Below are 24,088 nucleotides of genomic sequence, written 5' to 3'. Positions count from 1 at the left end.
CCGAATTGCTGACGAGGGAGTCACCGTGTCTGTAACTGCACAGTCCACTGTTACCGCAGAGCGTGAAAGCGAGCTGCTGGCCTCCGTCCCCACGGGGCTGCTCATCAATGGCCAGTGGCGTCCGGCCGCGTCCGGGAAGACCTTTGATGTTGAGGATCCCTCGACGGGCAAGGTGCTGTTGAGCATTGCCGATGCCTCCGCCGAGGACGGCGCCGCGGCCCTTGATGCCGCGGCCGCCGCCCAGGACTCGTGGGCGAAGGTACCGCCGCGTGAGCGCGGGGAGATCCTGCGCCGCGCCTTCGAACTCGTCACCGAACGCGCCGAGGACTTCGCGCTGCTGATGACCCTGGAGATGGGCAAGCCGCTGGCCGAGGCCCGCGGAGAAGTCGCCTATGGTGCCGAGTTCCTCCGCTGGTTCTCCGAGGAGGCCGTGCGCGCCTTCGGCCGCTACTCCGTCTCTCCGGACGGGAAATCCCGGCTGTTGGTGACCAAGAAGCCCGTGGGCCCGTGCCTGCTGATCACGCCCTGGAACTTCCCGCTTGCCATGGCCACCCGCAAGGTCGCCCCCGCCGTCGCTGCCGGCTGCACCATGGTGCTCAAGCCCGCCAACCTCACGCCCCTGACCTCGCAGCTGTTCGCCGCCGTGATGCAGGAAGCCGGGCTGCCGGCCGGGGTCCTGAACGTCATCCCGACCACGAGCGCCGGCGCAACCACGGGCCCCCTGATCAAGGACACCCGGCTGCGGAAGCTCTCCTTCACCGGCTCCACCGAAGTGGGCCGCCGCCTGCTCGCCGACGCCTCCGAAACAGTGCTGCGGACCTCCATGGAGCTCGGCGGCAACGCACCGTTCGTGGTGTTCGAGGACGCCGACGTCGACGCCGCCGTCGCCGGGGCCATGATCGCGAAGCTGCGGAACATGGGCGAGGCCTGCACCGCAGCGAACCGCTTCCTGGTCCACGAGTCCGTCGCGGACGAGTTTGCGGAGAAGTTTGCCGCGAAGATGGCCGCCATGACCACCGCGCGCGGCACTGAGCCCGAGTCGAAGGTGGGCCCGCTGATCGATGCCAAGAGCCGGGACAAGGTCCACGAGCTCGTCACCGACGCAGTCTCCGCCGGTGCCGTCGCCGTCGTCGGCGGCGCCCCGGTGGACGGACCGGGCTACTTCTACCAGCCCACCATCCTCAAGGGCGTCACCGAGGGCACCCGGATCCTGTCAGAGGAAATCTTCGGACCGGTCGCGCCGATCATCACCTTCGGCACCGAGGACGAGGCCGTCCGGCTGGCCAACAACACCGAGTACGGTCTGGTGGCGTACGTCTTCACCAAGGACCTGAGCCGCGGCATCCGGATGGGTGAGCGGCTCGAGACCGGCATGCTCGGCCTGAACGCCGGCGTCATCTCCAACGCCGCGGCACCGTTCGGCGGCGTCAAGCAGTCCGGGCTGGGACGCGAAGGCGGACTCGAAGGCATCGAGGAATACCTTTACACCCAGTACATCGGCATCGCCGATCCCTACGCTAACTAGCTGAAACCGGCTAGTTTTCACGCACCCGGCGGAGGCCGTCGCGGGTTCTGTTCCAGGAACGCGCGACGGCCCGGGCAACCCTCACGGCAACCCGGCCTGCAGCCCTGAACGGGGCCGAAAGCGTCCGGCTCCAGCGGCCCATGACCGACGGCGGCAGCCAGTCAGCGCGCAGTCGTGCGGCTAGCCTGGAGTTGTCCCGCAGCGCCTGCCTCACCAACGTGATCCGCGCAGCCACTGAACGGTTCGCGGCAGACATTTGTGTGGTTGCGCCCGGGGCAGATCCCTCCGGCGGGCCGTATTGCTGGCGTTCAAAGTCGCCAGTGAGCGAAATGACGGACTGGTGTCCGGCGTCGTCCATTCCTCCGGGTTCGCCGAGCGCCGCAGAGCCGCGGAGGCGTGCGGAAAAACCGCGTGGCGTTTCGCTGGGCCGGGGGGACAACCCATAGTCCGTGGCCAGGTCCTGTAGCTCGCACCAAGCGAGCGGTGCGGCGTCAGCAGCGCTTGCCCCCTTGGCGGGTTCCCTGAGCCTGCGGGCGCGGAGGCTGCTGCGAAAAAGCCGAGGGGATGCGGCGAGCAGCGCCAGCAGGACCAGACCACCGGAACCGTAGAGCCACGGCATCATCTGGCTGCCGGCGTCGGAGGAACCACCGGTTCCTGGCAACGGCGCCAGCCCATTGCCCGGTGCCGGGGTTGCCGAAGCGCCGTCTGTGGGGAGGAGGTCGTTGTTGTTTTCGTTGGTGCTGGCCCCGCCCGGGATGGTTGTCGCCGTTGCATAGTCAGGAACGACGCCCCGTGACGGTGTGGGCTCGAACGGCACCCACCCCAGCCCCTGGAAGTAGAGTTCGGGCCAGGCATGGGCGTCCCGGGAATCGACCTCGTACTCCGGCAAGGCTCCCTGCCCCGCAACCGAGACGGTAGCGCCGGTCAGGCGGCCCGGGGCATATCCCACGGCGATCCGGCTGGGGATGCCTTCAAGCCGCGCCATGACTGCCATGGCCGATGCATAGTGGATGCAGTAGCCGCTCTTCTGTGCCAGGAAATCCGCCAGCACTGACAGCCCGCTGCCGTCGTAGCCGCCCTGGACGGGCGACTGCAGGGAATATGTGAATTCCGGGGAGCGCAGGTAGTTCTGGATGGCCATGGCCTTGGCATAGGAGGTTCTGCCCCCATTGGCCACGGAGTCAGCCGTAGTCCTGACAATTTCAGGCACATTCGACGGCGGCCTGATGAATTCATCCGAAATGCCTCGCACGGGAGCGGACGATTGGGCCAGAAGCTCAGGGGTCAGCTTCGGCACGGTGGACAGCACCAGATACTGCTGATCCGTGGAATTGGTGTCAGTACCCTTGATGCTCAGCGTGGCCGGATCCCAGCTCCATCTGCCGCTCAACCCGTTCACAGCGTCCGGCGCATAGGGCACAGGCAGATAAGGACTGGTGAAGTTCCCGGTATTCACTGCCGTGACCTGGCGGATCTGCTCATCCGCGAGTACTTCGTGCCCGGTGTCCATCCGCCCGGCTCCGGCCCGGCGTATGGTTTCCCGGTCATCCGGAGCCCAGGAATCGCCGTCGAAGCGGTCCACAGTGACGGAGCGAAGGTAGAGCGGATTGGTGGCATTGGTGGCGTAGGTGATCCGGCCGTCGCCGGAAGGAGAGCGGAGACTGTTGCCGAGGCTGATCATCGGATTCAGCCCGTTGGATGCGCCCCAGGGATTGAGCCGGGAGCCCTGCGGAAAAGTACCTTGTTCAAATCCCGGTATGGCCAGCGGCAGCAGCAGGGTGGCGACGAGCGCAACGCTGCCGGTCATGGCGGCCCGCCTGGCCTGGCCAGGATTCCTGGCGGTGTCCGCAGGCGTCCGCGAGTCCGGTGAATACCACTGGCTGCATGCCAGGATCGAGAGATACCCGGCCGCAGCCGCGATGAAGCCCCAAATGCCCACGCTTTGTGGTTTGACCATGGCAGGAACCACCAGCACTGCCAGCAGCCCCAGACCGCTGGTAGCCGGCATCCCAAGAGGGAGCGCCAGGGCATCCACGAGGATCGCCACGAGACCAAGTACTGCGCAAGTGACCAGAACGATGCCTGCGTTCGGAGCCACCGGTGCGCTTTCGGACAGCACAGTTTCGCTTGCCCGCCGCATGTACTGCCCGAGCTGGTCCATGGTGGCTCCGGATGGAATGAATCCGGCGATGCTGCCACGGCGGAAAAACGTGAAAGTCAGGATGAAAAACAGGGATGCAAAGCCGGCAAGAGTGACCAGTATTGGCTGCGCCCGGAGTCCGCGCAATGCCGCCATGGCCAGACACACAACACAAACGGTGGTGAGGGCCGGCAGGTACCAGGCCCAGCCCCTCATGACGCCGTTGAGCGACAGCGCCGCACCGCAAACAGCGAGTGCCACGGCGGCAGCCATGATCCACGGAAAGAGACCCGCCCGGCCCTGCCGGGGGGTCGCGCCTTTGCCAGGGGCCGGAATCACCGGCGTTCCGGTGTGTGCAGAGCGGTGCGGGGTGAGGGTCACCGGGCCACCCCCGCACCGCGCCGGACGTCTGCCGCAGCCGTCAAAACGGCGGCGTCGCCCTCGTCAAAGTACGTCCAGGCAGCGGGTAGCGACGTGGAGGAATCCACGGCCACGGCCCGCCAGCCGCCCGTCCTCAGCGCCTCGAGGACATCGTGGCATTCAGCGGGCTTGTCCGAGACCACCATGGCGAACGCGTTGGCGCCGAACCCGGCGGCAGGTGCCAGGGCCCGTGCCTCGGCGAGCGAGATCCTGCCCAGCACAGCCAGTACCGGGCCCCGGAGCCGATGAGCCGACAGCTTGTCCATCAGATGATCGGCAAACGGCTTGGGGCCTGTTTCCAGGGCGCCGGCGTGGTCCCGCCCCCCGCTGTCCTGGTCCCGGCGCACGTGGTGCGGCCCTGAGAGCTGGATGGCGGCAAGGCTTTCAGCAATCGACTGGAGGCCGCCGGCGCCGTTGTACTCCTCAGACTCAGGTTCGGGGGCCGACGGGGAGTGGAGGAACGCGGGGGCCCCACCAATGTCCAGGAACCGCAAGGAATAATTACGCTCGGACAAATGCGCGCTGATGGACATGGCGGCCACGACCGCCCACTCGAACGTTTCGCTGCTGATGAGCTCGTGGCCGTCCTCGGCTCCGTTACCGCCGAAGACCGATCCGAAGCCGTTGGAAAAAGCCACAAACCGCTGGTCCAGGAGAATGGTGGCTTCCGGTGTGGTGACCGATTCCTCCTGCCTCACCATGAGTGCTCCATGCCGGGCTGTGGCCGCCCAGTGAACCCGGCGCATGGGGTCACCATGCCGGTACTCGCGGGTCATCACATCGTCATCGCTTGGATTCGCCCGGATCCGCGTCGCTGTGATGCCGTCGTTTCCGCGGGCGCCGGCCAGGCCTGTAACCGGAAGCTCGAGGGCGGCCGGTGTCACTGTCAGGGTGTCGCCGTCGTCAATCGAATGCCGGTGAAGGGAAAGGCCGAAGGCGTCGGTGAACTCGGCTGTGACCGGCCCGATGATGAACTGCCCGCGCTTGCCGGACCTGAGGTGGTACTCGTACCGGCTGGTGCCTCCCCTGGCTGACTTTGCCGGGAAACGGAACGCGGGCGACTCACCGAACCTCGGCGGAAGCTGCTCTTCCATAGTGACGCGCCCGGCATCGGCGCTAGTCCGGGCGACAGCCAGTCGGACCGTGGTGGTGGACGAAGTCTCCACCGTTGACGGACTAAATTCGCGGTAGACCCTGAACCGCGGTTTGAGAAGCCTGATTCCTGCCAGCGAAACCAGTGGCAGGACTAGCAGCAGTATCCCGAGGGTGAGCAGGTCACGCCGCCCCATGACCTGGGCACACAACAGAGAGATGATGCCTGCTGCCAGCAGCCCCCAGCCCCGCTTGCTGAAGACGTGTCCCGGGAGTCTGTCAAGCAGTGCCACGGCGGGGGTCCCTGCCTAGCGGCCTTGACGCTGTCCGGCGGCCGGCGCCCTGCCGGCAGCCTGCCCAGCGGTTCGGGTGGAGGCGTTGGACATATCCTGGCTGATCGGCAGTTTGGCAAGAATCCCGCGGATGACGCTGTGCGGGGTTTCTCCGGTGCTGGCGGCCTTTCGGTCCAGGATGATGCGGTGGGCCAGCACCGATTCTGCAACATTCACAACGTCATCGGGGAGAACGAAGTCCCTGCCCTCGAGCGCGGCGGTAGCCTTCGCCGCCCGGAGCAGCTGGAGCATGGAACGCGGGCTGGCACCGAGCCGAAGCATAGCGCTCTCCCGGGTGGCCCGGCCAACGGACACTGTGTATTCCTTGACCGCCTGCGACACATAGACCTGCTGGACAGTGGCGATCATTGCCGCGACATCAGCGGAGGTCGCCACAGCGGAGACTCCGAGGAGCGGCGAGGTGGCCTGATGCGTCTCAAGCATCTCGATCTCGGAATCCTTGTCCGGATAACCCATGGAGATCCGGGCCATAAAGCGGTCCCGCTGCGCCTCCGGCAGCGGGTACGTGCCTTCCATCTCGATCGGATTCTGGGTTGCCACCACCATAAACGGCTCATCCAGCTTGTAGGAGTCACCGTCCACAGTGACCTGATGCTCTTCCATACACTCCAGCAACGCCGACTGCGTTTTGGCCGAGGCACGGTTGATTTCATCACCGATGACGATGTTGGCGAACACGGCACCGGGACGGAACTCGAACAGCCTCGAAGACTGGTTGTAGATGGAGACACCCGTGACGTCGGAGGGCAGGAGATCGGGGGTGAACTGGATCCGGCTTACCGAACAGTCGATGGTCCGCGCGAGTGTCTTGGCCAGAAGAGTCTTGCCGACCCCGGGGACATCTTCGAGGAGGAGATGGCCCTGGGCGAGCAGAACCGTCAGCGCAAGTTTGGCGGCTTCGGCTTTCCCGTCGATGACGGTATTTATCGCATCGAGGATGCGCTCGCTCGCGGCGCGGAAGGCATCCGCATCCATGGCGGCAGGCTTGTGTCCGTTGAACGGGTGCGAGTCAGGGACTGCGGCCGCAGTGAAGCTTTGCCCGGCGGGGGGTGCTTCGTCTACCGTGGTGTGTCGGTGGGAGTCCATCGGCAGCCTTTCAGCCCTGGGTGGTGCCTGAGACGGGACGGCAAGGTCTGCCCGCGCCCGTCGTTGGGCGTTCGCATGTGTTCGTACCAGACTACTAACACAACTGCCATTGCTGACAGAGAGTTCCGGGAATTGCTGGGAACCTGCCGGAGCTAGGCTAGACGGATGTGCAATTCGCTGACCCCAGTGCCCTACAGAGCGTCCGGAAGCGACGGATCCGGGAAGCAGGGGTATCCGCCCGCGCCGGAGCCGCTCCCGGTGCCCGTGATGGACAACCACACCCACCTGGACTTCGCCGGCCTGGATTCCGAACGGGCGCAGGTAGGCGTTACCGCCGCCCTGGACGCGGCTGAAGCGGTAGGTGTGCAGGGTGCAGTGCAGGTTGGCTGCGACCTCGAATCGTCGCGGTTTACCGTCCGGGCCGTGGATCTTGATGCGCGGCTCCTTGGTGCAGTCGCGATTCATCCGAATGACGCCCCGGACTATGCGCGGAGAGGCGAACTGGAGAAAGCGCTCACGGAGATCGAGCGGCTTGCCGGTCATCCCAGAATCCGCGCCATTGGCGAGACGGGCCTGGATTTTTTCCGGACGGAGGGGGAGGGCCTGGCACACCAACGGTATTCGTTCCGCCGGCACATCGACATCGCCAAACGCCTGGATCTGACGCTGCAGATCCATGACCGCGACGCCCACGACGACGTACTTCAGGTTCTCCGGGAAGAGAGAGCGCCGGAGCGCGTGGTCTTCCACTGTTTCTCGGGCGACGAGGAACTCGCCCGGATCTGCAACAGCGAAGGCTGGTACATGTCCTTTGCGGGCACCCTGACCTTCAAGAATGCAGCCAATCTGCGTGCGGCACTTGCCATTGCGGAGCCGGAGCTGGTGCTGGTTGAAACTGACGCGCCGTTTCTCACCCCCCATCCGTACAGGGGGCGCCCGAATGCCAGTTACCTGGTTCCCTATACGGTCCGGGCCATGGCCGAATTGACAGGAACTGACCTGGCAGGCCTCTGCGGGCAGATCAGCGAAAATACGGTGCGGTCGTACGGATCCTGGGACTGAAGCGGCAGAATCACCCCGCGGTCCCGCCGATACCAAGTATGTAAATTTCTTGGCCGCTTTATAACGCTTCGGTTACAGTGGAAAACTATTAGCCGGGGTCGGGGAAGGCCAACGGATAATTTCGCTCCGTATTGCAGCAGGCAGTTCACACATGTCCTGCAACGTGAGTGTGGCGGCGCACATATCTTCTGCAAACCTCCGGGCAAGCCCGGGGCCGCCTCTCCGGGTGTTGTTTGCGTTGGATGGTCCTGTGCGTTTTTCCCCGTGCCCGGACGGTCCAAAAGTTACGGGCAATCGTGGTCAACTTCTTCACATCGGACGGCAAGTTCAGTTTTCTGAAGGTCGGCGCCCAGCTGGTCGTGCTCTCGGCACTCGTGCTGGGGCTAGTCGCCTTCGTCGGAAACAACAAGACAATCACTCTGAATATCGACGGCAAAGTGAGCTCCGTCCAGACCTTCGGCGGAACTGTTGGCCAGGTGGTCAAGAGCGCCAAGCTGGAACTGCAGCCCGCGGACCGGGTATCGCCGTCCGTGGACGCCCGCGTTGAGAACGGCTCCGTGATCAACGTCAACATGGCCAAGGCCGTGAAGGTCAGCCTGGACGGTGCGGAGAAGACGGTCAGCACCACGGCCCAGGACGTGGCCGGGCTGGTGACCGAGCTGGGAGTGGCAAGCGCCTCCGCAGTTTCCGTCCCCAAGGAAGCCCAGCTTTCCGTCGCCGGATCCTTCGTGTCCATCTCGACGCCGAAGACCGTCAGCATTCTTGCCGACGGCAAGGCGTCCAGGACCACCACAACGGCGAGCGACGTTGCGCAGGTGATCAAGGACAAAGGCATCTCGCTGGGCGCGAGCGACCGCATCTCACAGCCGGGAAATGCCCAGGTGGTGAACAACATGGTGATCAAGGTCTCGCGAGTGGCTGGCAAGGCCGCAGGCACCAGCGAAGTGATTCCGTTTGAAACCCTGACCACGGAGAGCCAGACGTTGTTCAAGGGCGAACAGAAAGTCACCCAGGCCGGCGTGCAGGGCAAGGTTGCAAAGAAGTTCAAGCTGGTACTGGTAGACGGCCGTGAAGCCTCCCGGACACTGGTTTCCGAGTCGGTATCGCTGCAGCCCGTGACGGAAAAGATCACCGTGGGAACCAAAGAAAAACCTGCGGCCCAGGCGGCCAACACCGGCGCCGCCGCTCCGGCCATGATGAATGTGGCCATGTGGGACAAGATCGCCCAGTGCGAATCGACTGGCAACTGGTCCATCAACTCAGGTAACGGCTACTACGGTGGACTGCAGTTCGATATCCAGACCTGGCTCGGCTCCGGGGGCGGCGCTTATGCACCCAATGCCAGCCTGGCCAGCAAGGCCCAGCAGATCGACGTCGCCAACCGAATCTACGCCCAGCGTGGCCTCCAGCCCTGGGGTTGTGGTTGGGCCGCGAGCAGCTAGGGCACCATCGCAACCGTCTTTCCGAAGCAGTTGACCACAGCTGAGGTAGGCGGTTTGGGCCGGGTCCGGATTTTCCGGGCCCGGCTTTTGCTTTGCCCCGCAGCCGGGAGCCCTGCATCCGGTGGCCCAGGATGCCCCGAACAGGCGGGATAGGATACCTAGGTGACTGAACCGACTCCCGCCGCGCCCGGTACGGCGCCCGCACCGCTGTTCGGTGCTTCCGACATCCGCAGGCTGGCGGAGGAGATCGGCGTCCGTCCCACCAAGACGCTCGGTCAGAACTTCGTCATTGACGGCAACACCATCCGCAGGATTGTTTCCGTGGCCGGAATCGGCCCCGACGAGACCGTGCTGGAGGTCGGGCCCGGCCTCGGCTCCCTGACGCTGGGACTGCTGGACGCAGCGAAGGCGGTTGTCGCCGTCGAAATTGATCCGGTGCTGGCTGCCAAGCTGCCGGAAACCATCCGCGCGTGGCGTCCCGACGCCGTCGGGGATTTCCATCTGGTGCTGGCCGACGCCATGAGGGTCACGGAGCTCCCTGTGGAGCCCACCGCCATCGTTGCGAATCTGCCGTACAACGTGGCTGTTCCTGTGGTGCTCCATCTCCTGCAGCACTTCCCGAGCCTCCGGCACGGGCTGGTGATGGTGCAGGACGAGGTGGCTGACAGGCTCGCGGCCGGGCCGGGTTCAAAAACCTACGGGGTGCCCTCAGTCAAGGCAGCCTGGTACAGCAGCATGCGCAAGGCCGGTGTGATCGGAATGAACGTGTTCTGGCCGGCGCCCAAGATCAACTCCGGGCTGGTGGCCTTCACCCGCCGCGAACCGCCAGTCACCAGCGCCACCCGTGAACAGGTCTTTGCCGTTATCGACGCGGCCTTCGCGCAGCGCCGCAAGACGCTGCGCGCCGCGCTCGCCGGCTGGGCAGGAAGCGCCGCAGAAGCCGAACGTTGCCTCCTGGCCGCAGGCATAGACCCCACGGCCAGGGGCGAAGTGATTGACATTGCGGCCTTCGCGAAGATCGCCGAAGCGCGCGAGGCAGGGGCGGCTTGAGCATCACCCGCGGGCAGCCATCCGCTGCGCGGATCTGCACCGCGGCGGCGGTCCATGCTTGGATCAGCGGCGTGCCATGCCATAGCTTGTACTCATGAACGCAGTGAGAGGGCGATTTGCAGCCAGGACTGTCCGGGTCAAAGCTCCGGGCAAGGTAAACGTCTCGCTCGATGTGGGGCCGCTGCGACCGGACGGCTACCATTCCGTGGCCAGTGTGTACCTGGCGGTGTCCCTTTATGAGGAAGTGGCAGCCACCAGCACCGAGACGGGCGGCATCACCATCAGCATCAGCCCGTCGAGCACACTGGACCTGGACGGCGTGGACATCCCGCTGGACGGGAACAATCTCGCGTACAAGGCCGCCGCCATCATGGCTGACGTTTCCGAACATTCCACCGGCGTGCACCTGGAAATCACCAAACGCGTACCCGTAGCCGGCGGAATGGGCGGCGGCTCGGCGGATGCCGCCGCCACCCTGCTCGCGTGCGACGCCCTGTGGAACAGCGGATTGTCCCGGGACGAGCTCGCCCACCTGGCCGCTGAACTCGGGGCAGACGTGCCGTTTTCGCTGCTCGGCGGAACGGCCGTTGGCCTGGGCATCGGGGATGAACTCTCGCCTGCCCTGGCCAAGGCCCAGACGGACTGGGTTCTGGTCGCAGCAGATTTCGGGCTGCCGACCCCTGCAGTGTTCCGGGCCTTGGACCGCCTCCGCGACGCAGAAGGCGTGGAGGCCGCCGAACCCACCGCCGTCGATCCGAAGATTCTCAAGGCTCTGCGCAGCGGCGATGCGGATGCCCTGAGCCGTGTGCTGGTCAATGACCTCCAGCGGGCCTCAATAGAGCTGGCGCCCAGTCTCCGCGATACGCTCGGGTTGGGTGAATCGCGGGGAGCCATCGCCGGCATCGTTTCCGGATCCGGACCCACGGTGGCATTGCTGACGCACAATCCCGAGGCGGCCGAAGGGCTGGCAGAGGATCTCCGGCACCACGGCCTGAACGCCATGGCCGTTCACGGCCCGGTGCACGGTGCGCGCATCATCTCCGATACCCTCCTTTAAGAGCTTTACACCCGTATTTGAAGAAAGCAGTTCCCTTTGGCACACCTTCTTGGCGGCGAGAACCTGATGGTCTCGTACGCAACCCGCACCGTCCTTGACGGCGTCACCCTCGGACTTGAGGAGGGCGACCGGATCGGCATGGTGGGCAGGAACGGTGACGGGAAGTCGACGCTGATGCGGTTGCTGTCGTTGCGTGCCACCCCGGATTCGGGCAGGGTGACCAAGCGCGGCGACGTCAATGTGGGCTACCTGGACCAGAGCGACGTGCTCGACGGCGACCTCACCGTCGGCGCCGCCATCGTCGGTGACCAGGCGGACTATGAGTGGGCCCGCAACCCCCAGATCCGCGAGGTCATGGGCGGGCTCGTGTCCGACGTCGACTGGCACGCCAACGTCCATGCCCTCTCCGGCGGGCAGAAGCGGCGTGTTGCGCTGGCCAAGCTCCTCATTGAGGATCACGACGTCATCATGCTTGACGAGCCCACCAACCACCTCGACGTCGAAGGCGTGGCCTGGCTGTCCCGGCACCTTAAGACCCGCTGGCGGGCCAACCAGGGCGCGTTCCTGGTGGTCACCCACGACCGCTGGTTCCTCGATGAGGTCTGCACCAAGACCTGGGAGGTCCACGACGGCATCGTGGACCCGTTCGACGGCGGCTATGCGGCGTACGTGCTGGCGCGCGCCGAGCGCGACCGGAGCGCAAATGTCGTTGAAAGCAAGCGCCAGCAGCTCGTGAAGAAGGAACTCGCCTGGCTGCGCCGCGGTGCCCCTGCCCGCACGGCCAAGCCCAAGTTCCGGATTGAAGCCGCCAATGAGCTGATCGCCGATGTTCCGGAGCCCCGGGATTCCATGGCCCTGAGCAAGATGGCCACCGCGCGGCTGGGCAAGGATGTTCTGGACCTGGAAAACGTCTCGCTGGACTTCCTGGGCGGCGACCCCGGGCAGAAACTCTTCGACAACATCACATTGCGGCTGGCTCCCGGCGAGCGGCTCGGGCTGGTGGGTGTGAACGGCGCAGGCAAGACCACCCTGCTGAAGCTCCTGAACGGTGAGATCAAGCCCAGTTCCGGCAAGGTCAAGCGCGGCAAGACCGTGGTCACCGCTGTCCTGACGCAGGAAGTCAAAGAGCTCGACGACGTCGCCGACCTTCGTGTTATCGAGGTCATCGAGCGCGAAAAACGGTCGTTCAATGTGGGCGGCAAGGAATTCACGGCCGGCCAGCTGGTGGAGCAGCTCGGGTTCACCAACCAGAAGCAGTGGACGCCCGTCAAGGATCTCTCGGGTGGGGAACGCCGGCGCCTGCAGCTCCTGCGCCTGCTGGTGGGGGAGCCCAACGTGCTGATGCTGGATGAACCCACCAACGACCTCGACACGGACACGCTCGCGGCCGTGGAGGACGTCCTGGACGGCTGGCCAGGCACCCTGGTTGTGGTCAGCCACGACCGCTACCTGCTTGAACGCGTGACCGACCACCAGATGGCTCTGCTCGGCGACGCCAAGATCCGCGCCTTGCCCCGCGGAGTTGACCAGTACCTGGAACTGCGCGAGGCGACCATGGCCGGCTCCACCATCACGGGCGGCGGAAGCCCTGTCACAGCCTTAAGCCCGGGGACAGCCGCGGCAACGTCAGGCGCCTCGGAAGCGGAGAAGCGGGACGCCCGCAAGGCCAAGAACAGGATCGAGCGCCAGCTGGGCAAGCTGACGCAGCAAGAAGAAAAGATCCACGCGCAGATGACCGCCGGGGCAGGAGACGCCTCCGCGGGCAAACAGCTCGCGGAGCTCAACAAAAAGCTCAAGGACCTCGCCGGAGAACGCGAAGCCCTGGAACTCGAATGGCTGGGCGCACTGGAGGTCCTGGGGGAGTAGCTCGCGCTTGCCGGCTAGTCCTCGCCGCGCAGCTCGGGTTCCTTTTTCAGTCCTGTCAGCCCGTTCCACGCCAGGTTCACCAGGTGTGCAGCCACATCCCGTTTGTCGGGCTGCCGGCTGTCCTGCCACCACTGGCCGGTCATGGCCACCATGCCCACGAGCATCTGCGCGTACATGGCGCCGTCGGCTGCGCTGAAGCCGCGGCGGGCGAACTCATCGGACAGAATGTGCTCCACCCGGGCAGCGACGTGCGAGAGCAGGGTGGAAAAGGCGCCTTCAGGCTGTGACGGCGGGGCATCACGCATGAGGATCCGGAAGCCGTCCGTCCGCTCCTCAATGTAGGTCAGGAGCGCAAGCGCGGCGCGTTCCACCAGGACCCGGGGCTTGGCCTCTTCGGTCAGTGCAGCGTTGATGGAGGCCAGCAGAATCCTGAACTCGAATTCCACCACCTGCGTGTAGAGGCCTTCCTTGGAACCGAAGTGTTCGTAAATCACCGGTTTGGAGACGCCCGCGGAAGCGGCGATTTCCTCGATGGTGGTGCCATCCAGGCCGCGGACGGCGAAGAGCGTACGGCCCACTTCGATGAGCTGTGAGCGTCGCTGCGGCCCGGTCATCCGTGAGCGTGGAATATGGCCCGGTTCCCTTACCGGCCTGCCGTTCCGGCTGCCCGGCCTATCGGATAATCCTGCATTCTTGCTCACGGTTCCATCATGCCTTATGTCAAGCACCCGGCCATGTCGCAGGAGCAACACTGTTCGTGGCAGAATTGATACTCGTGCCGTGGGCTCCACGCCCGGGCATGGTCCGCCCTGGTGTAATGGCAGCACCCCGGCCTTTGGAGCCGTGGAGTATAGGTTCGAATCCTATGGGCGGAACTGCTGTGAATGGTGTCCAGTAGGATGAAGACGATGCTGCATCCGGACTGCCGGTCCGGACAGCATCGCGCACAGTCCACCGCGCAACCGAACAAGGAGAGCCTGTACGTGAGCCCCGAGAATACCGGCCCAGCCGCCGTTATCGTTTTAGCTGCAGGCGCCGGTACCCGGATGAAATCCCGTACCCCCAAGATCCTCCACGAAATCGGTGGTCGCTCCATGGTGGGGCATGCCTTGCTGGCCGCCCGGGCCATCAGCCCCCGGCAGCTTGCCTTGGTGGTGCGGCACGAGCGTGATCTTGTCGCAGCGCACCTCACGCAGCTCGATCCTGGGGCATTGATTGTCGACCAGGACGAGGTTCCCGGGACCGGCCGGGCAGTGGAAGCGGCGCTTGAGGCCCTCGATTCCCCGGAACCGCTCACCGGAACAGTGGTTGTGACCTACGGTGATGTGCCCTTGCTGACCGGGGGGATGCTCGCTGAGCTGGTTGCTGCTCACGAAGCCGATGGCAACGCCGTCACTGTCCTTACAGCGGTGCTCGACGACGCCGCCGGTTACGGCCGTATCCTTCGCGCCGAAGACGGAACGGTGACCGGGATCCGGGAGCACAAGGACGCTTCCGAGGCAGAGCGCGAAATCCGCGAGATCAACTCGGGCATCTATGCCTTTGATGCGGCAGTCCTGCGCGATGCTCTGGTCCACGTCACCACAGATAACTCGCAGGGCGAAAAATACCTCACTGATGTGCTGGGTCTGGCGCGGGAGGCCGGCGGCCGGGTTGCCGCCGTCGCCACCGCGGACCGCTGGCAGGTGGAGGGCGCCAACGACCGCGTCCAGCTGTCCGCCCTCGGTGCCGAACACAACCGCCGCACCGTTGAGGCCTGGATGCGCGCCGGGGTCACCGTGGTGGATCCCGCCACCACCTGGATCGATTCCACCGTCACCCTGCAGGAAGACGTCCGTATCCTTCCCAACACCCAGCTGCACGGCAACACCACAGTGGCGAGGGACGCCGTCGTCGGCCCTGACACCACTCTGACCGATGTCAGCATTGGTGAGGGCGCCAAGGTGACCCGGACGCACGGAACAGGGGCCACAATCGGTGCCAACGCCAGTGTCGGCCCTTTCACGTACCTTCGCCCCGGCACTGTGCTCGGCGAGACCGGCAAAATCGGCGCATTCTACGAAACCAAAAACGTAACGATCGGCCGCGGTTCCAAACTCTCCCACCTTGGCTATGCAGGTGACGCCGAAATCGGCGAGGACACCAACATCGGCTGCGGCAACATCACTGCCAATTACGACGGCGAGAAAAAGCACCGCACGGTGATCGGCTCGGGCGTCCGCACAGGTTCCAACACGGTCTTCGTTGCACCGGTCACGGTGGGGGACGGTGCCTACAGCGGCGCCGGCGCCGTGATCCGCAAGGACGTGCCGGCAGGCGCCCTGGCAGTGTCGCTGGCAGCCCAGCGCAACACTGAAGGCTGGGTTGTCAAGAACCGGCCCGGCACAGAGTCGGCCAGACTGGCGGAAGCCGCCACCAACGAATCCTCAAGAACCCCCGCAACTACAGAAGAGGTCAAGTAACAATGGCTGAAATTACGGCGCGCGGCGAAAAGAAGCTGGTGCTCGCCGCTGGGCGTGCACACCCCGAGCTTGCCCGGGAAATCGCCAAAGAGCTGGGAACTGAGTTGCTGCCGGTGGACGCATACGATTTCGCCAACGGTGAGATCTACGTCCGCGCAGGCGAAAGCGTCCGTGGAACGGATTGCTTCGTTATCCAGGCACACCCGGCACCGCTGAACAACTGGCTCATGGAGCAGCTGATCATGATCGATTCGCTGAAGCGGGCCTCTGCCAAGCGGATCACCGTGGTATCGCCGTTCTACCCGTACGCCCGGCAGGACAAAAAGGGCCGGGGCCGCGAGCCCATCTCGGCCCGTCTCGTGGCCGACCTCTACAAGACCGCCGGCGCGGACCGCATCATGAGCGTTGACCTGCACACCTCGCAGATCCAGGGATTCTTTGACGGCCCCGTGGACCACCTCATGGCCATCCCGCTGCTGGCGGACTATATCCGGACCCGGGTGGACGCCGAGAACATCACGGTGGTTTCCCCTGACACCGGCCGTGTCCGCGTCGCCGAGCAGTGGGCCGAGCGCCTCGGCGGTGCGCCGCTGGCATTTGTCCACAAGAGCCGCGACCTCACGGTGCCCAACCAGGCCATTTCCAAGACCGTGGTGGGCCAGATCGAAGGACGCACCTGCGTCCTCATCGACGACATGATCGACACCGGCGGAACCATCTCCGGCGCCGTCCAGGTCCTGAAGAACGCCGGAGCCAAGGACGTCATCATTGCGGCCACCCACGCAGTCTTCTCGGACCCCGCCGGCAAGCGGCTGTCCGAGTCCGGGGCGCGCGAAGTGGTGGTCACCAACACCCTGCCCATCCCGGCGGACAAGCGCTTCCCGCAACTGACGGTGCTGTCCATCGCACCGCTCATTGCGCGCGCCATCCGTGAAGTGTTCGACGACGGTTCGGTCACCAGCCTGTTCGACGGCAACGCCTGATTCCGGTGATCGTGCCCGTCTAGGCCCTGGTTTCGACAAGCTCAACCACAGGGTGTTGGGCCCGTTTACTGAAAACGGGCCCAACACTGGTAAGCTTCTTGACGATACCTTGGCGAGGGAGAGCACCTCCGGGAAACCGGACTGCATGTCTCCGTTATCGACTGGGTCTGAATCTCCTTCTTGAAGGGCCGTCATCCGGCCGCCCCGCGTTGAAGGTCGTGAACAGACCTCCGCCCTTGCTGAACACCGTTTAGTACTCAAGGAGAAACACATGGCTGAGCAGAAGTTTGCCGCAGAACTGCGCACCGAATTCGGCAAGGGCTACGCCCGCCGCGCCCGCATGAACGGCCAGATCCCGGCTGTCATCTACGGCCACGGCGCAGAGCCCATCCACGTTGCCCTTCCGGCCCGTTCCATCACCCTGGCCGTCCGCGCTGCCAACGCCCTTCTGACACTGGACATCGACGGCGAAGAGTACCTTGCCCTGGTCAAGGACATCCAGCGCGATCCGATCAAGCAGATCATCGAGCACATGGATCTCCTGACCGTCATTAAGGGCGAGAAGGTTACCGTGGACATCCCCGTACACGTCGTTGGCGAGCTTGCTCCCGGAAACGTCTTCAACCAGGAGCTCACGGTGATCTCCCTCGAGGCAGAGGCCACTCACCTGCCCAACGCCATCGAGATCGACATCGAAGGCCGCACCGCCGGCCAGCACATCCACGCTTCGGATCTCGTGCTGCCCAAGGGTTCTGTCCTGCTTGCCGACGCTGACGCCCTGGTGGTTCACATCTCCGAGGCCAACGAGTCTGCAGAAGATGAAGAAGCAGCCGCGGCTTCCAACGGGACGGCTGCAGCCGAGTAACAACTGTTCACTGCGTTGCCGTGGCCGGGTCCCCTTCGGGGCCCGGCCACGGCCGTTTCAGCGCACCCTGGCCGTCCGTAGCATTGCGCCCGAGCCGCCTCGGATCACGACGGCGGCTGCCCCACCTTAGGATTGATCCATGACTGACACCTGGCTGATCGTAGGCCTTGGGAACCCCGGAGCCGAGTACACCCGCAACCGGCACAACGTCGGCCAGATGGTGCTGGACGGGCTGGCCACCCGCATCGGCGGAAGCTTCAAGGCGCATAAGACCCGCGCACAGGTCCTCGAAGGCCGGCTGGGCATCGGTGGTCCACGCGTTATCCTGGCCAAGCCCATGTGCTACATGAACGTCTCCGGCGGCCCGGTCTCGGCTTTGGCGAAGTTCTACGGCATCGATCCGTCCCGGATAGTCGCCGTTCACGATGAGATCGATATCCCTTTCAACACGGTGAAACTGAAGACCGGCGGCGGCGAAGGCGGCCACAATGGACTTCGCGACATGTCCAAGGCCCTGGCCACGAAGGACTATCTCCGGGTCAGGGTTGGCGTGGGCCGGCCGCCTGGGCGAATGGAGACTGCGGACTATGTTCTCCGGGACTTCGCCACCTCCGAGAAAAAGGACCTGCCCTTCCTGCTGGACGACGCCGCAGACGCCGTTGAGATCCTGGTCAGGGAGGGCCTGCTTCCCGCCCAGCAGAGGTTTCATCCGGCCAAAGTCTGAGCTTGCGGGTTGAACAGGAGACCCGTCCGACTTCCACGGATGGAGCGGAGCGGAGGACCGGAATAATTGTGAAACGTTTCTCCCTGTCTTACTGTCGCTGGCAGGGAGTAGTCTTCTCCTAGGCGGGGGAGGCGGCGTTGCCTTAATCCGTCCACGGGGACGTAAGGACGAAGCATGTCAATCGAGCCACTCAGCTGGGGACGTGGGTCTACGGGGAGCACGCTGGCAGGGCCGACGCGCTTCACCGGCAGTGCTGAGCCTCAACGATGGTCGGTGCCGGCGCGAAGCGCAGACCTTGACGCCATACGGAACGCCCTTACCGATCCGGATTCCCTGGGAGTTGTTATTTCCGGCGCCCGCGGTGTTGGCAAATCGTCGCTGGCCCGTACCGCAGTTTCAGATCTTGGCCCGGATGTCTGGGCGCTCCAGCTGCGCAACACACTGGCCGGATCACGGACGCCGTACGGTTGCCTCGCCTTCCTGCTCGCCAGACTCCCGCAGGCGGCAATGGGATCGCCAACCGCCATTCTGCAGGGAATAACCTCCCTCATCCGCAGCGATGCTGCCGGCCGGGACTGCGTGATCACCCTGGACAGCGCCGGCAGTATCGACGACATGAGCGCGGGTGTCCTGCTCAATATCCTGCTCACCAGGACCGCCCGGATCATCGCAATTGCTCCTGGGACCAGCGACTTACCGGCAGACTTCCATTGGCTGCTGACGGAGCGCCGCCTGACCGAGGTCCGGCTGGACAACCTTAATGAGCTTCAAACCCGGCAAGTGCTGCTCACTCTGCTCGGGCACAGGGTATCCGCATCGCTGGTGAGTACTTACCACGGGATCGTGGGAGGAAATCCGTTGCTGCTCAAGGCCTTGGTGACGGAACAGCAGTTGTCCGGAAATCTGGTCCTTTCGGATTCGGTGTGGACGTTGCGGGACAAAGTGGTTCTGGACGGTGCCACCGGCCTGGACGATATTGTCAGGTCCCGCTGGTCCCGTGAAACCACGGACTCCCGTGAAGTCATTGAAATGCTCTCATGCGCCAGGAGCGTTTCGCTTGCCCGGCTGACCGCTATATTTGGCACCGATACCATCGCCGATATGGAGGACGCCGGACTGCTGGCGGTGGGGGACTCAGACGCACGTTGGGTCTCGCTGCGCGAGCAGTACCTCGGCGAGGTGGTCCATTCCTGGCTCAGCATTGCCAGGCGGCGTGAACTCCGCAGCCAGCTACTGGGCGGTGTGGAACCGGAGCTGTCCAAAATGACGGTGGAGGAGCTTATGGGCTTCGCCGCATGGACGCACGAATGCCAGGCCGAGCTGAGCCCATCGATGGCATTGGCGGCGGCTGAAGCTGCCGTCCATCTGTTCGATCCCCGCTTCGCCCTCAGATACGCGGAAAGCCTGAAGAGAACCGATATTGAGTGGGTGGCCGGGCAACGGCAGAAGGCCGCCGCTTACCTGTTGCTGGACCTGCCGTTGCAGGCAATGGCAGCTCTCGATGACATCTCCCAGCCACAGCTGGATCAGCTCGGCTCAGAGGACTTCGCCCAGGTTGTAGCCGCCAAGTGTGAGGTCATGGTGTGGCTGCCTGAGCTCAGCGGCAAAGTGCCGGGCCTGCTCACGCAAGCGCGTAGGCGTCTCGGTGTGGACGCCGGGGTGGCACCGCCCTGGCCGGAACCACTGGGCGCGGCCGCCAACCGCATCACTCTTAGCGAGTTTGAATATAAATCGTTCATCGGGGATTATGCCTCGATGATTCCCGCTCTGGAGCAGGCGGCGGATCCGCGGCTGAACGATGATCTCTGGTTCCGCATGAACTCGTCGATCATCCTGATGAGTGCGCTGTCTGTTACGGGCCGGGAGACGGACGCCCTGCAGCTGATGAGGCTGCTGGGGGGCCAGCTCTCGGATGCGGGACAGATAGTGGGCCTGCGGGAGAGATTCAGGTGGCAGGCATTCAACGTCCTGCTGCATGCCGGCCAATGGCGTCGGTGCATAGACCTGGTCAGCCCGCCGAAGGGTAGGGAAACCCACCGCCTGCCCTACCGGAGCGCGGCAACTGAGCTGGCCACCGGCCTGGCATACGTCTATTCCGGTCGGGGAGCTGTGGCCCTGGACTCGCTGTTGTCCGCGGTGGCCCAGCTTGAGCTCCGGCCGGTCCTGAACATTCTGCAGACCGCCTACGCCGCAACGGCTTTCGCTTACGCCCAGATCGGCAATGCCGGCCAGTCACGGAAGTACCTCGACAAGCTGCATTCATCGCGTGGGCCCACCGCCTTCGGCTCCAGGACCATCATCGAATTCTGTGCGGATATGGCGTGCAGATGGCTCGGAGATGCCGATGCCGTCAAGAGACTGCTGGCTTCCGCACGTCAGGACATCGCCCACGGACGCTATACCAAGGCAGGGATCAGCCTGCTGGGAGCCACCGTCAACGGAACTGACGAAGACTTCCGGCTGCTCGAGGAGGTTGCAGCTCACCGCCAGGGCGCGCTGGCCGAACTCTCCGGACTAATAGGCAGGGGCAGCCGCACCAAAGGCGCCAAAGTCCTCCTCACAGCCGGCGCATTGGCAGCAACGCTGGAACTCGATGCCGTGGAAGCCCGGTGTATGGCACTGGCAGTCGATTTCGCACGGCAGGCAGGCGATTCCGTGTCTGCCCGCGCGGCACAGGCACGATTGGATGACCTGGCATCCACCCTTTCGAGCCTGCCGATCGTTCCCAGCAGCGGCAGCCCGCTGTTAACAGCGAGAGAGCGGCAGATTGCCCGGCTTGCCGGGCGGGGTGCCTCCAACCGCGACATCGCCTTGGAGATGGGTGTCTCCGTCCGGACTGTGGAGGGCCATCTGTACCAGGTCTTCACGAAGCTCGGCGTCACGTCCAGGGGTGATCTGCCTGGACTCGTCTAACGGTCACAGTCCGAGACCCGGCCCGGTGCACAGGCAGCTCACAGGACGGCGTGATTCGCTGGACCGTGTCTGCCACATCATCCGCAGCCGCACCAGCCGTGCCGTGTTCCTGATGGCGGGGCCCGGCATCGGCAAGTCGATGCTGGCCGACGCCGTCACGGAACGGCTTTCCGCCGACATGACCGTCCTACGGATTCACGGCAGTTCCTCCCTGTCGTCGGTCCCGTACGGTGTGCTGGCGCCCTACACTTCGGGACTTTCGGCCGAGGAATCGGTGTCGCCTGTGGCCGTCCTCAGGTCTGTGTGGACATACTTCCAGCAGCTGAAGTCAGGCAAGGATGCCCCCATGCTCCTGGTGGTGGACGACGCCCACCACCTGGACGAATCCACGGCAAGCATTGTGGTGGACATGATCTCGGCCGGATGGGCCAGTGTGCTGGCTGCCGGCCGGCCGCGTCCCGGTCTTCCGCAGTCTCTCAACCAGTTGTGGTACGACGGCCTCGCCGAACGGATCGATCTGCTGCCCCTTGACCGGGATCAGGCCGCCGAAATGATGGCGCATGTCCTGGATGGGACGGTGCCGATGTGGACGGTCCAATGCCTTTGGTCCGCGTCGGGTGGAAATCCCCTGCTTCTGGACTGCCTTCTTGACGACGCCATTGCCGGGGGAGTGCTGGTCAAACGGAACGGAATCTGGCTGCTGCTCGGGCACCTTCCGGCTGACGGAGCCAGGCTTGCCGGCGTCGTCTCAAAGGACCTTCTCCGCAGGACATCGGAGGAGCAGGACGCATTGAAACTCATTGCACTGGCCGAACCCGTGAACCGGAGCATGATCGAGGAAGTATGCGGGGCCGCCGTCGTACGGTCGCTGCTGGACCAGCAGGTGATAACGGAGCATACCGGCGTTCCGTCCGAGCTTCGGCTGTGGCACTCCTTAATCGGAGAAGCCATACGGCGGCACGTGTCCATTTCGCGGAGCCTCCAGCTGCGCCAGAAACTCAGTAATCACCCGGATGCCCAGCCAGCCAGTCCCGAGGGACAGCTGAGGTGGGTTGAGTGGTCGCTTGAATGTGGCCTGGACGTCCCCGATCCGGAGCTGCTGCGTGCAGCGTCCCTTGCCCTGGCGATGTTCAGTAACACCAGCACCCGGAACCTTGCATCCCACATTAGTGATCCAGCACTCTTGCCCCACGCACAAGTAGTTATCGGCCGTGCCCTGTTCAACGCCGGAGACTACGGGGAGGCCGCACGCCTGCTGGATGCGTGTTGGCTGCAGCTGGAAGCGCACCCGGACGCCGCCCATATTCTGATGCTGAGGGCTTCGGCTCACCTGGCCCTGGGTCAGTCAGCGGAACTGCTTCGGGAAGAGTCGCGGGACCAGCATTCTGCGACGGCCGGCAACGCTGTCGACGGCGTTGCAGGCATCCCGTGGCAGGACAGAATACACGCGCTGCTGGACCTCGCCGCTGCCGGCGACCACGCGGGAATCCAACAAATAATCCGCGAGCTGGAAAGCGAAACAAGTGGACCCAGTGGCGCAGCTGCGCACACCATAGCGCTGGCCCTGTTGGCCCAGACCCTCGCCGCCTCAGGATGTGCGGAACAAGGAGTTACCGCGGCAATAGCTGCGGCAGCCGAGCTCCCGGGTCTGCAGGACGGACCCTATTTCTTCAACGAATTCGTCCTCGTCCGGCTGGTCATGGCATACCTCGGCATAGGGGACTGGACATCCGCAGAGCGGGAACTGGCCGGCTACAGCGCCCAGCAGACACAGGGCGCCACCACGTTCGGCGGCAGCATCGAGGTCCTTCGCGGGCTTGCCCTCCTGCGACAGGGCAGGATGGAACGTGCTTACCAGATACTGCTTCCTGCCACGGAGGCACTCCGTGTGAATGATCCGCTTCAACAGTTCCAGCTAAGTGCCGCCCTCGGATTCTACGCAGCCGCCCGGCTGGGGGATACGGACCAGGCGAAGCGGTTGGAAATGGACTACGAAGCAGCCCGGAACGCCGGCGGACCCGGTGAACTCCTGGAAGCGGCCTATGCGGCGGCAGCGTCAGAGTACTTGGACCGTGACGGGAAAGGGCTTGCCGAACTGCACGCCCTGGCCACAACCGATGGTGTGGTCATCAGATCTGCGACATTGCTGGAATGTCTGACGCTATGCTCTGATCTCGGCGACCACTCGGTGATGCCGCTCATCAGTACGCTGGCTGAAACAGTTGAGGGCCAACGGGCGGCGGGATGGCGGTCCCTGGCCCAGGCATGGGAATCAGGGGATGCCGATTTCCTGATGGGCACGGCTTCGGAGCTGGAGGAGTCCGGATTGGTCAATCTCGCACGGGAAGCCTACGCCAAAGCAGGAGCCCTGCTGGAGACTTCGGGGGAACGCCGGCGAGCCAGGCAAGCCGTGGCACTCCGGGAGAAATGTGACCACGAATTGGGTGAGCGGTTCAGGGAGAGTCCGTTCATTGATGCTCCGGCCATGGTCCATCTGACGCGCCGGGAGCAGGATATCGTGGAGCTGGCCGTAAAAGGCCTGACCGACAAGGAGATCGCCCAGCAACTCATGGTTTCGGTCCGGACCGTTGAAGGTCATCTGTACCGAAGCTACGTCAAGCTGGGAGTGCGCCGGCGTGATGAGCTCTCCCAGGTGCTCCCTAAGCCCTAGCGCTGCCAATTCTCACCAGAGCTCTTCCGGCGTGTTGCGGAGGCGAACACTGTGCGCCGGTACCAAGCAAGTGGTGCGGATACGAATCCGGGTATCGCCTGCCCGCACCCCGTAGTCGTTTCCCAGGAAAACGAGTACTCGCTACTCGTGCCGTGTCCCCCTCCACACGATTAACTGAGAGAGGCAACACAAACGGCTCCGAAAGATGGCCGCAAACGTTCCGCCAATGCAGTGCAGGCCTCGAATATGAAGATCTTCCGGTCCGAAAGGACCGGGTTCAGACGGGGCCGGCGACGTCAGAGTCTTCTGAGACCGAGGCTCTCCCCCCAGCCGTCGCCGGCCCTCAAATTTCCGGAGTTGACTCCTGACCGCCGTGG

The 24,088-nt window shown here is 64.4% G+C and carries 16 protein-coding genes and 1 tRNA gene; 13 read left to right on the top strand and 4 right to left on the bottom strand.

Annotated features, from left to right (window positions below):
* Window positions 1-25 precede the first annotated feature (25 nt).
* Complete coding sequence (locus tag V3C33_01030; GenBank protein ID XAS67951.1) at window positions 26-1,525, top strand: NAD-dependent succinate-semialdehyde dehydrogenase; 1,500 nt, start codon at window positions 26-28, stop codon at window positions 1,523-1,525.
* 10 nt (window positions 1,526-1,535) lie between these two features.
* On the opposite strand, the gene V3C33_01025 is transcribed toward V3C33_01030, so the two are convergent.
* From V3C33_01025 to V3C33_01015, 3 genes are read right to left on the bottom strand one after another with little or no spacing between them, the layout of a single operon-like run.
* Entirely contained in the window at window positions 1,536-4,004 is a 2,469-nt protein-coding gene (locus tag V3C33_01025) for a DUF3488 and transglutaminase-like domain-containing protein (protein ID XAS69605.1), read from the bottom strand.
* Window positions 4,005-4,042: 38 nt separating this feature from the next.
* A complete protein-coding gene (locus V3C33_01020) occupies window positions 4,043-5,470 on the bottom strand; it encodes a DUF58 domain-containing protein (GenBank protein ID XAS67950.1) in 1,428 nt (475 codons plus the stop codon).
* 15 nt (window positions 5,471-5,485) lie between these two features.
* Window positions 5,486-6,616, bottom strand: coding sequence for a MoxR family ATPase (locus V3C33_01015; GenBank protein ID XAS67949.1), 1,131 nt, complete (start codon window positions 6,614-6,616; stop codon window positions 5,486-5,488).
* 165 nt (window positions 6,617-6,781) lie between these two features.
* On the opposite strand from V3C33_01015, the gene V3C33_01010 reads away from it, so the two are divergent.
* The 5 genes from V3C33_01010 (at window position 6,782) to V3C33_00990 (ending at window position 13,093) form a co-directional block, all read left to right on the top strand.
* On the top strand, window positions 6,782-7,678 hold the full coding sequence (locus V3C33_01010; protein ID XAS67948.1) for a TatD family hydrolase: 897 nt from the start codon (window positions 6,782-6,784) through the stop codon (window positions 7,676-7,678).
* Between the two features lie 296 nt (window positions 7,679-7,974).
* Window positions 7,975-9,120: a transglycosylase family protein gene (locus tag V3C33_01005; protein XAS67947.1), complete on the top strand. Its 1,146-nt coding sequence runs from the start codon at window positions 7,975-7,977 to the stop codon at window positions 9,118-9,120.
* Between the two features lie 162 nt (window positions 9,121-9,282).
* Window positions 9,283-10,170, top strand: coding sequence for a 16S rRNA (adenine(1518)-N(6)/adenine(1519)-N(6))-dimethyltransferase RsmA (rsmA, locus tag V3C33_01000; GenBank protein XAS67946.1), 888 nt, complete (start codon window positions 9,283-9,285; stop codon window positions 10,168-10,170).
* Window positions 10,171-10,264: 94 nt separating this feature from the next.
* A complete protein-coding gene (locus V3C33_00995) occupies window positions 10,265-11,227 on the top strand; it encodes a 4-(cytidine 5'-diphospho)-2-C-methyl-D-erythritol kinase (GenBank protein ID XAS67945.1) in 963 nt (320 codons plus the stop codon).
* Between the two features lie 36 nt (window positions 11,228-11,263).
* The gene (locus V3C33_00990) at window positions 11,264-13,093 is read left to right on the top strand and encodes an ABC-F family ATP-binding cassette domain-containing protein (protein ID XAS67944.1); all 1,830 of its coding nucleotides are present in this window, start codon (window positions 11,264-11,266) and stop codon (window positions 13,091-13,093) included.
* A gap of 14 nt (window positions 13,094-13,107) precedes the next feature.
* On the opposite strand, the gene V3C33_00985 is transcribed toward V3C33_00990, so the two are convergent.
* A complete protein-coding gene (locus V3C33_00985) occupies window positions 13,108-13,707 on the bottom strand; it encodes a TetR/AcrR family transcriptional regulator (GenBank protein ID XAS69604.1) in 600 nt (199 codons plus the stop codon).
* A gap of 189 nt (window positions 13,708-13,896) precedes the next feature.
* Between V3C33_00985 and V3C33_00980 the strand changes: the two genes are divergently transcribed.
* From V3C33_00980 to V3C33_00950, 7 genes are all read left to right on the top strand, one after another.
* Window positions 13,897-13,968: transfer RNA gene (locus tag V3C33_00980), tRNA-Gln, on the top strand.
* 108 nt (window positions 13,969-14,076) lie between these two features.
* A complete protein-coding gene (glmU, locus tag V3C33_00975; GenBank protein XAS67943.1) occupies window positions 14,077-15,555 on the top strand; it encodes a bifunctional UDP-N-acetylglucosamine diphosphorylase/glucosamine-1-phosphate N-acetyltransferase GlmU in 1,479 nt (492 codons plus the stop codon).
* 2 nt (window positions 15,556-15,557) lie between these two features.
* Window positions 15,558-16,538: a ribose-phosphate diphosphokinase gene (locus V3C33_00970; protein XAS67942.1), complete on the top strand. Its 981-nt coding sequence runs from the start codon at window positions 15,558-15,560 to the stop codon at window positions 16,536-16,538.
* Window positions 16,539-16,809: 271 nt separating this feature from the next.
* Window positions 16,810-17,403: a 50S ribosomal protein L25/general stress protein Ctc gene (locus V3C33_00965; protein ID XAS67941.1), complete on the top strand. Its 594-nt coding sequence runs from the start codon at window positions 16,810-16,812 to the stop codon at window positions 17,401-17,403.
* A 139-nt stretch (window positions 17,404-17,542) separates the two neighbouring features.
* Window positions 17,543-18,127, top strand: coding sequence for an aminoacyl-tRNA hydrolase (gene pth, locus V3C33_00960; protein XAS67940.1), 585 nt, complete (start codon window positions 17,543-17,545; stop codon window positions 18,125-18,127).
* Window positions 18,128-18,301: 174 nt separating this feature from the next.
* Window positions 18,302-21,040, top strand: a complete 2,739-nt coding sequence (locus V3C33_00955; protein ID XAS67939.1) for a helix-turn-helix transcriptional regulator — start codon at window positions 18,302-18,304, stop codon at window positions 21,038-21,040.
* 25 nt (window positions 21,041-21,065) lie between these two features.
* Window positions 21,066-23,711, top strand: coding sequence for a LuxR C-terminal-related transcriptional regulator (locus V3C33_00950; GenBank protein XAS67938.1), 2,646 nt, complete (start codon window positions 21,066-21,068; stop codon window positions 23,709-23,711).
* Window positions 23,712-24,088 lie beyond the last annotated feature (377 nt).

It is taken from the genome of Micrococcaceae bacterium Sec5.7 (assembly GCA_039636785.1).
In the GTDB taxonomy this organism is placed as follows: domain Bacteria; phylum Actinomycetota; class Actinomycetes; order Actinomycetales; family Micrococcaceae; genus Arthrobacter.
This window is presented reverse-complemented; position numbering and strand designations above follow the sequence as displayed.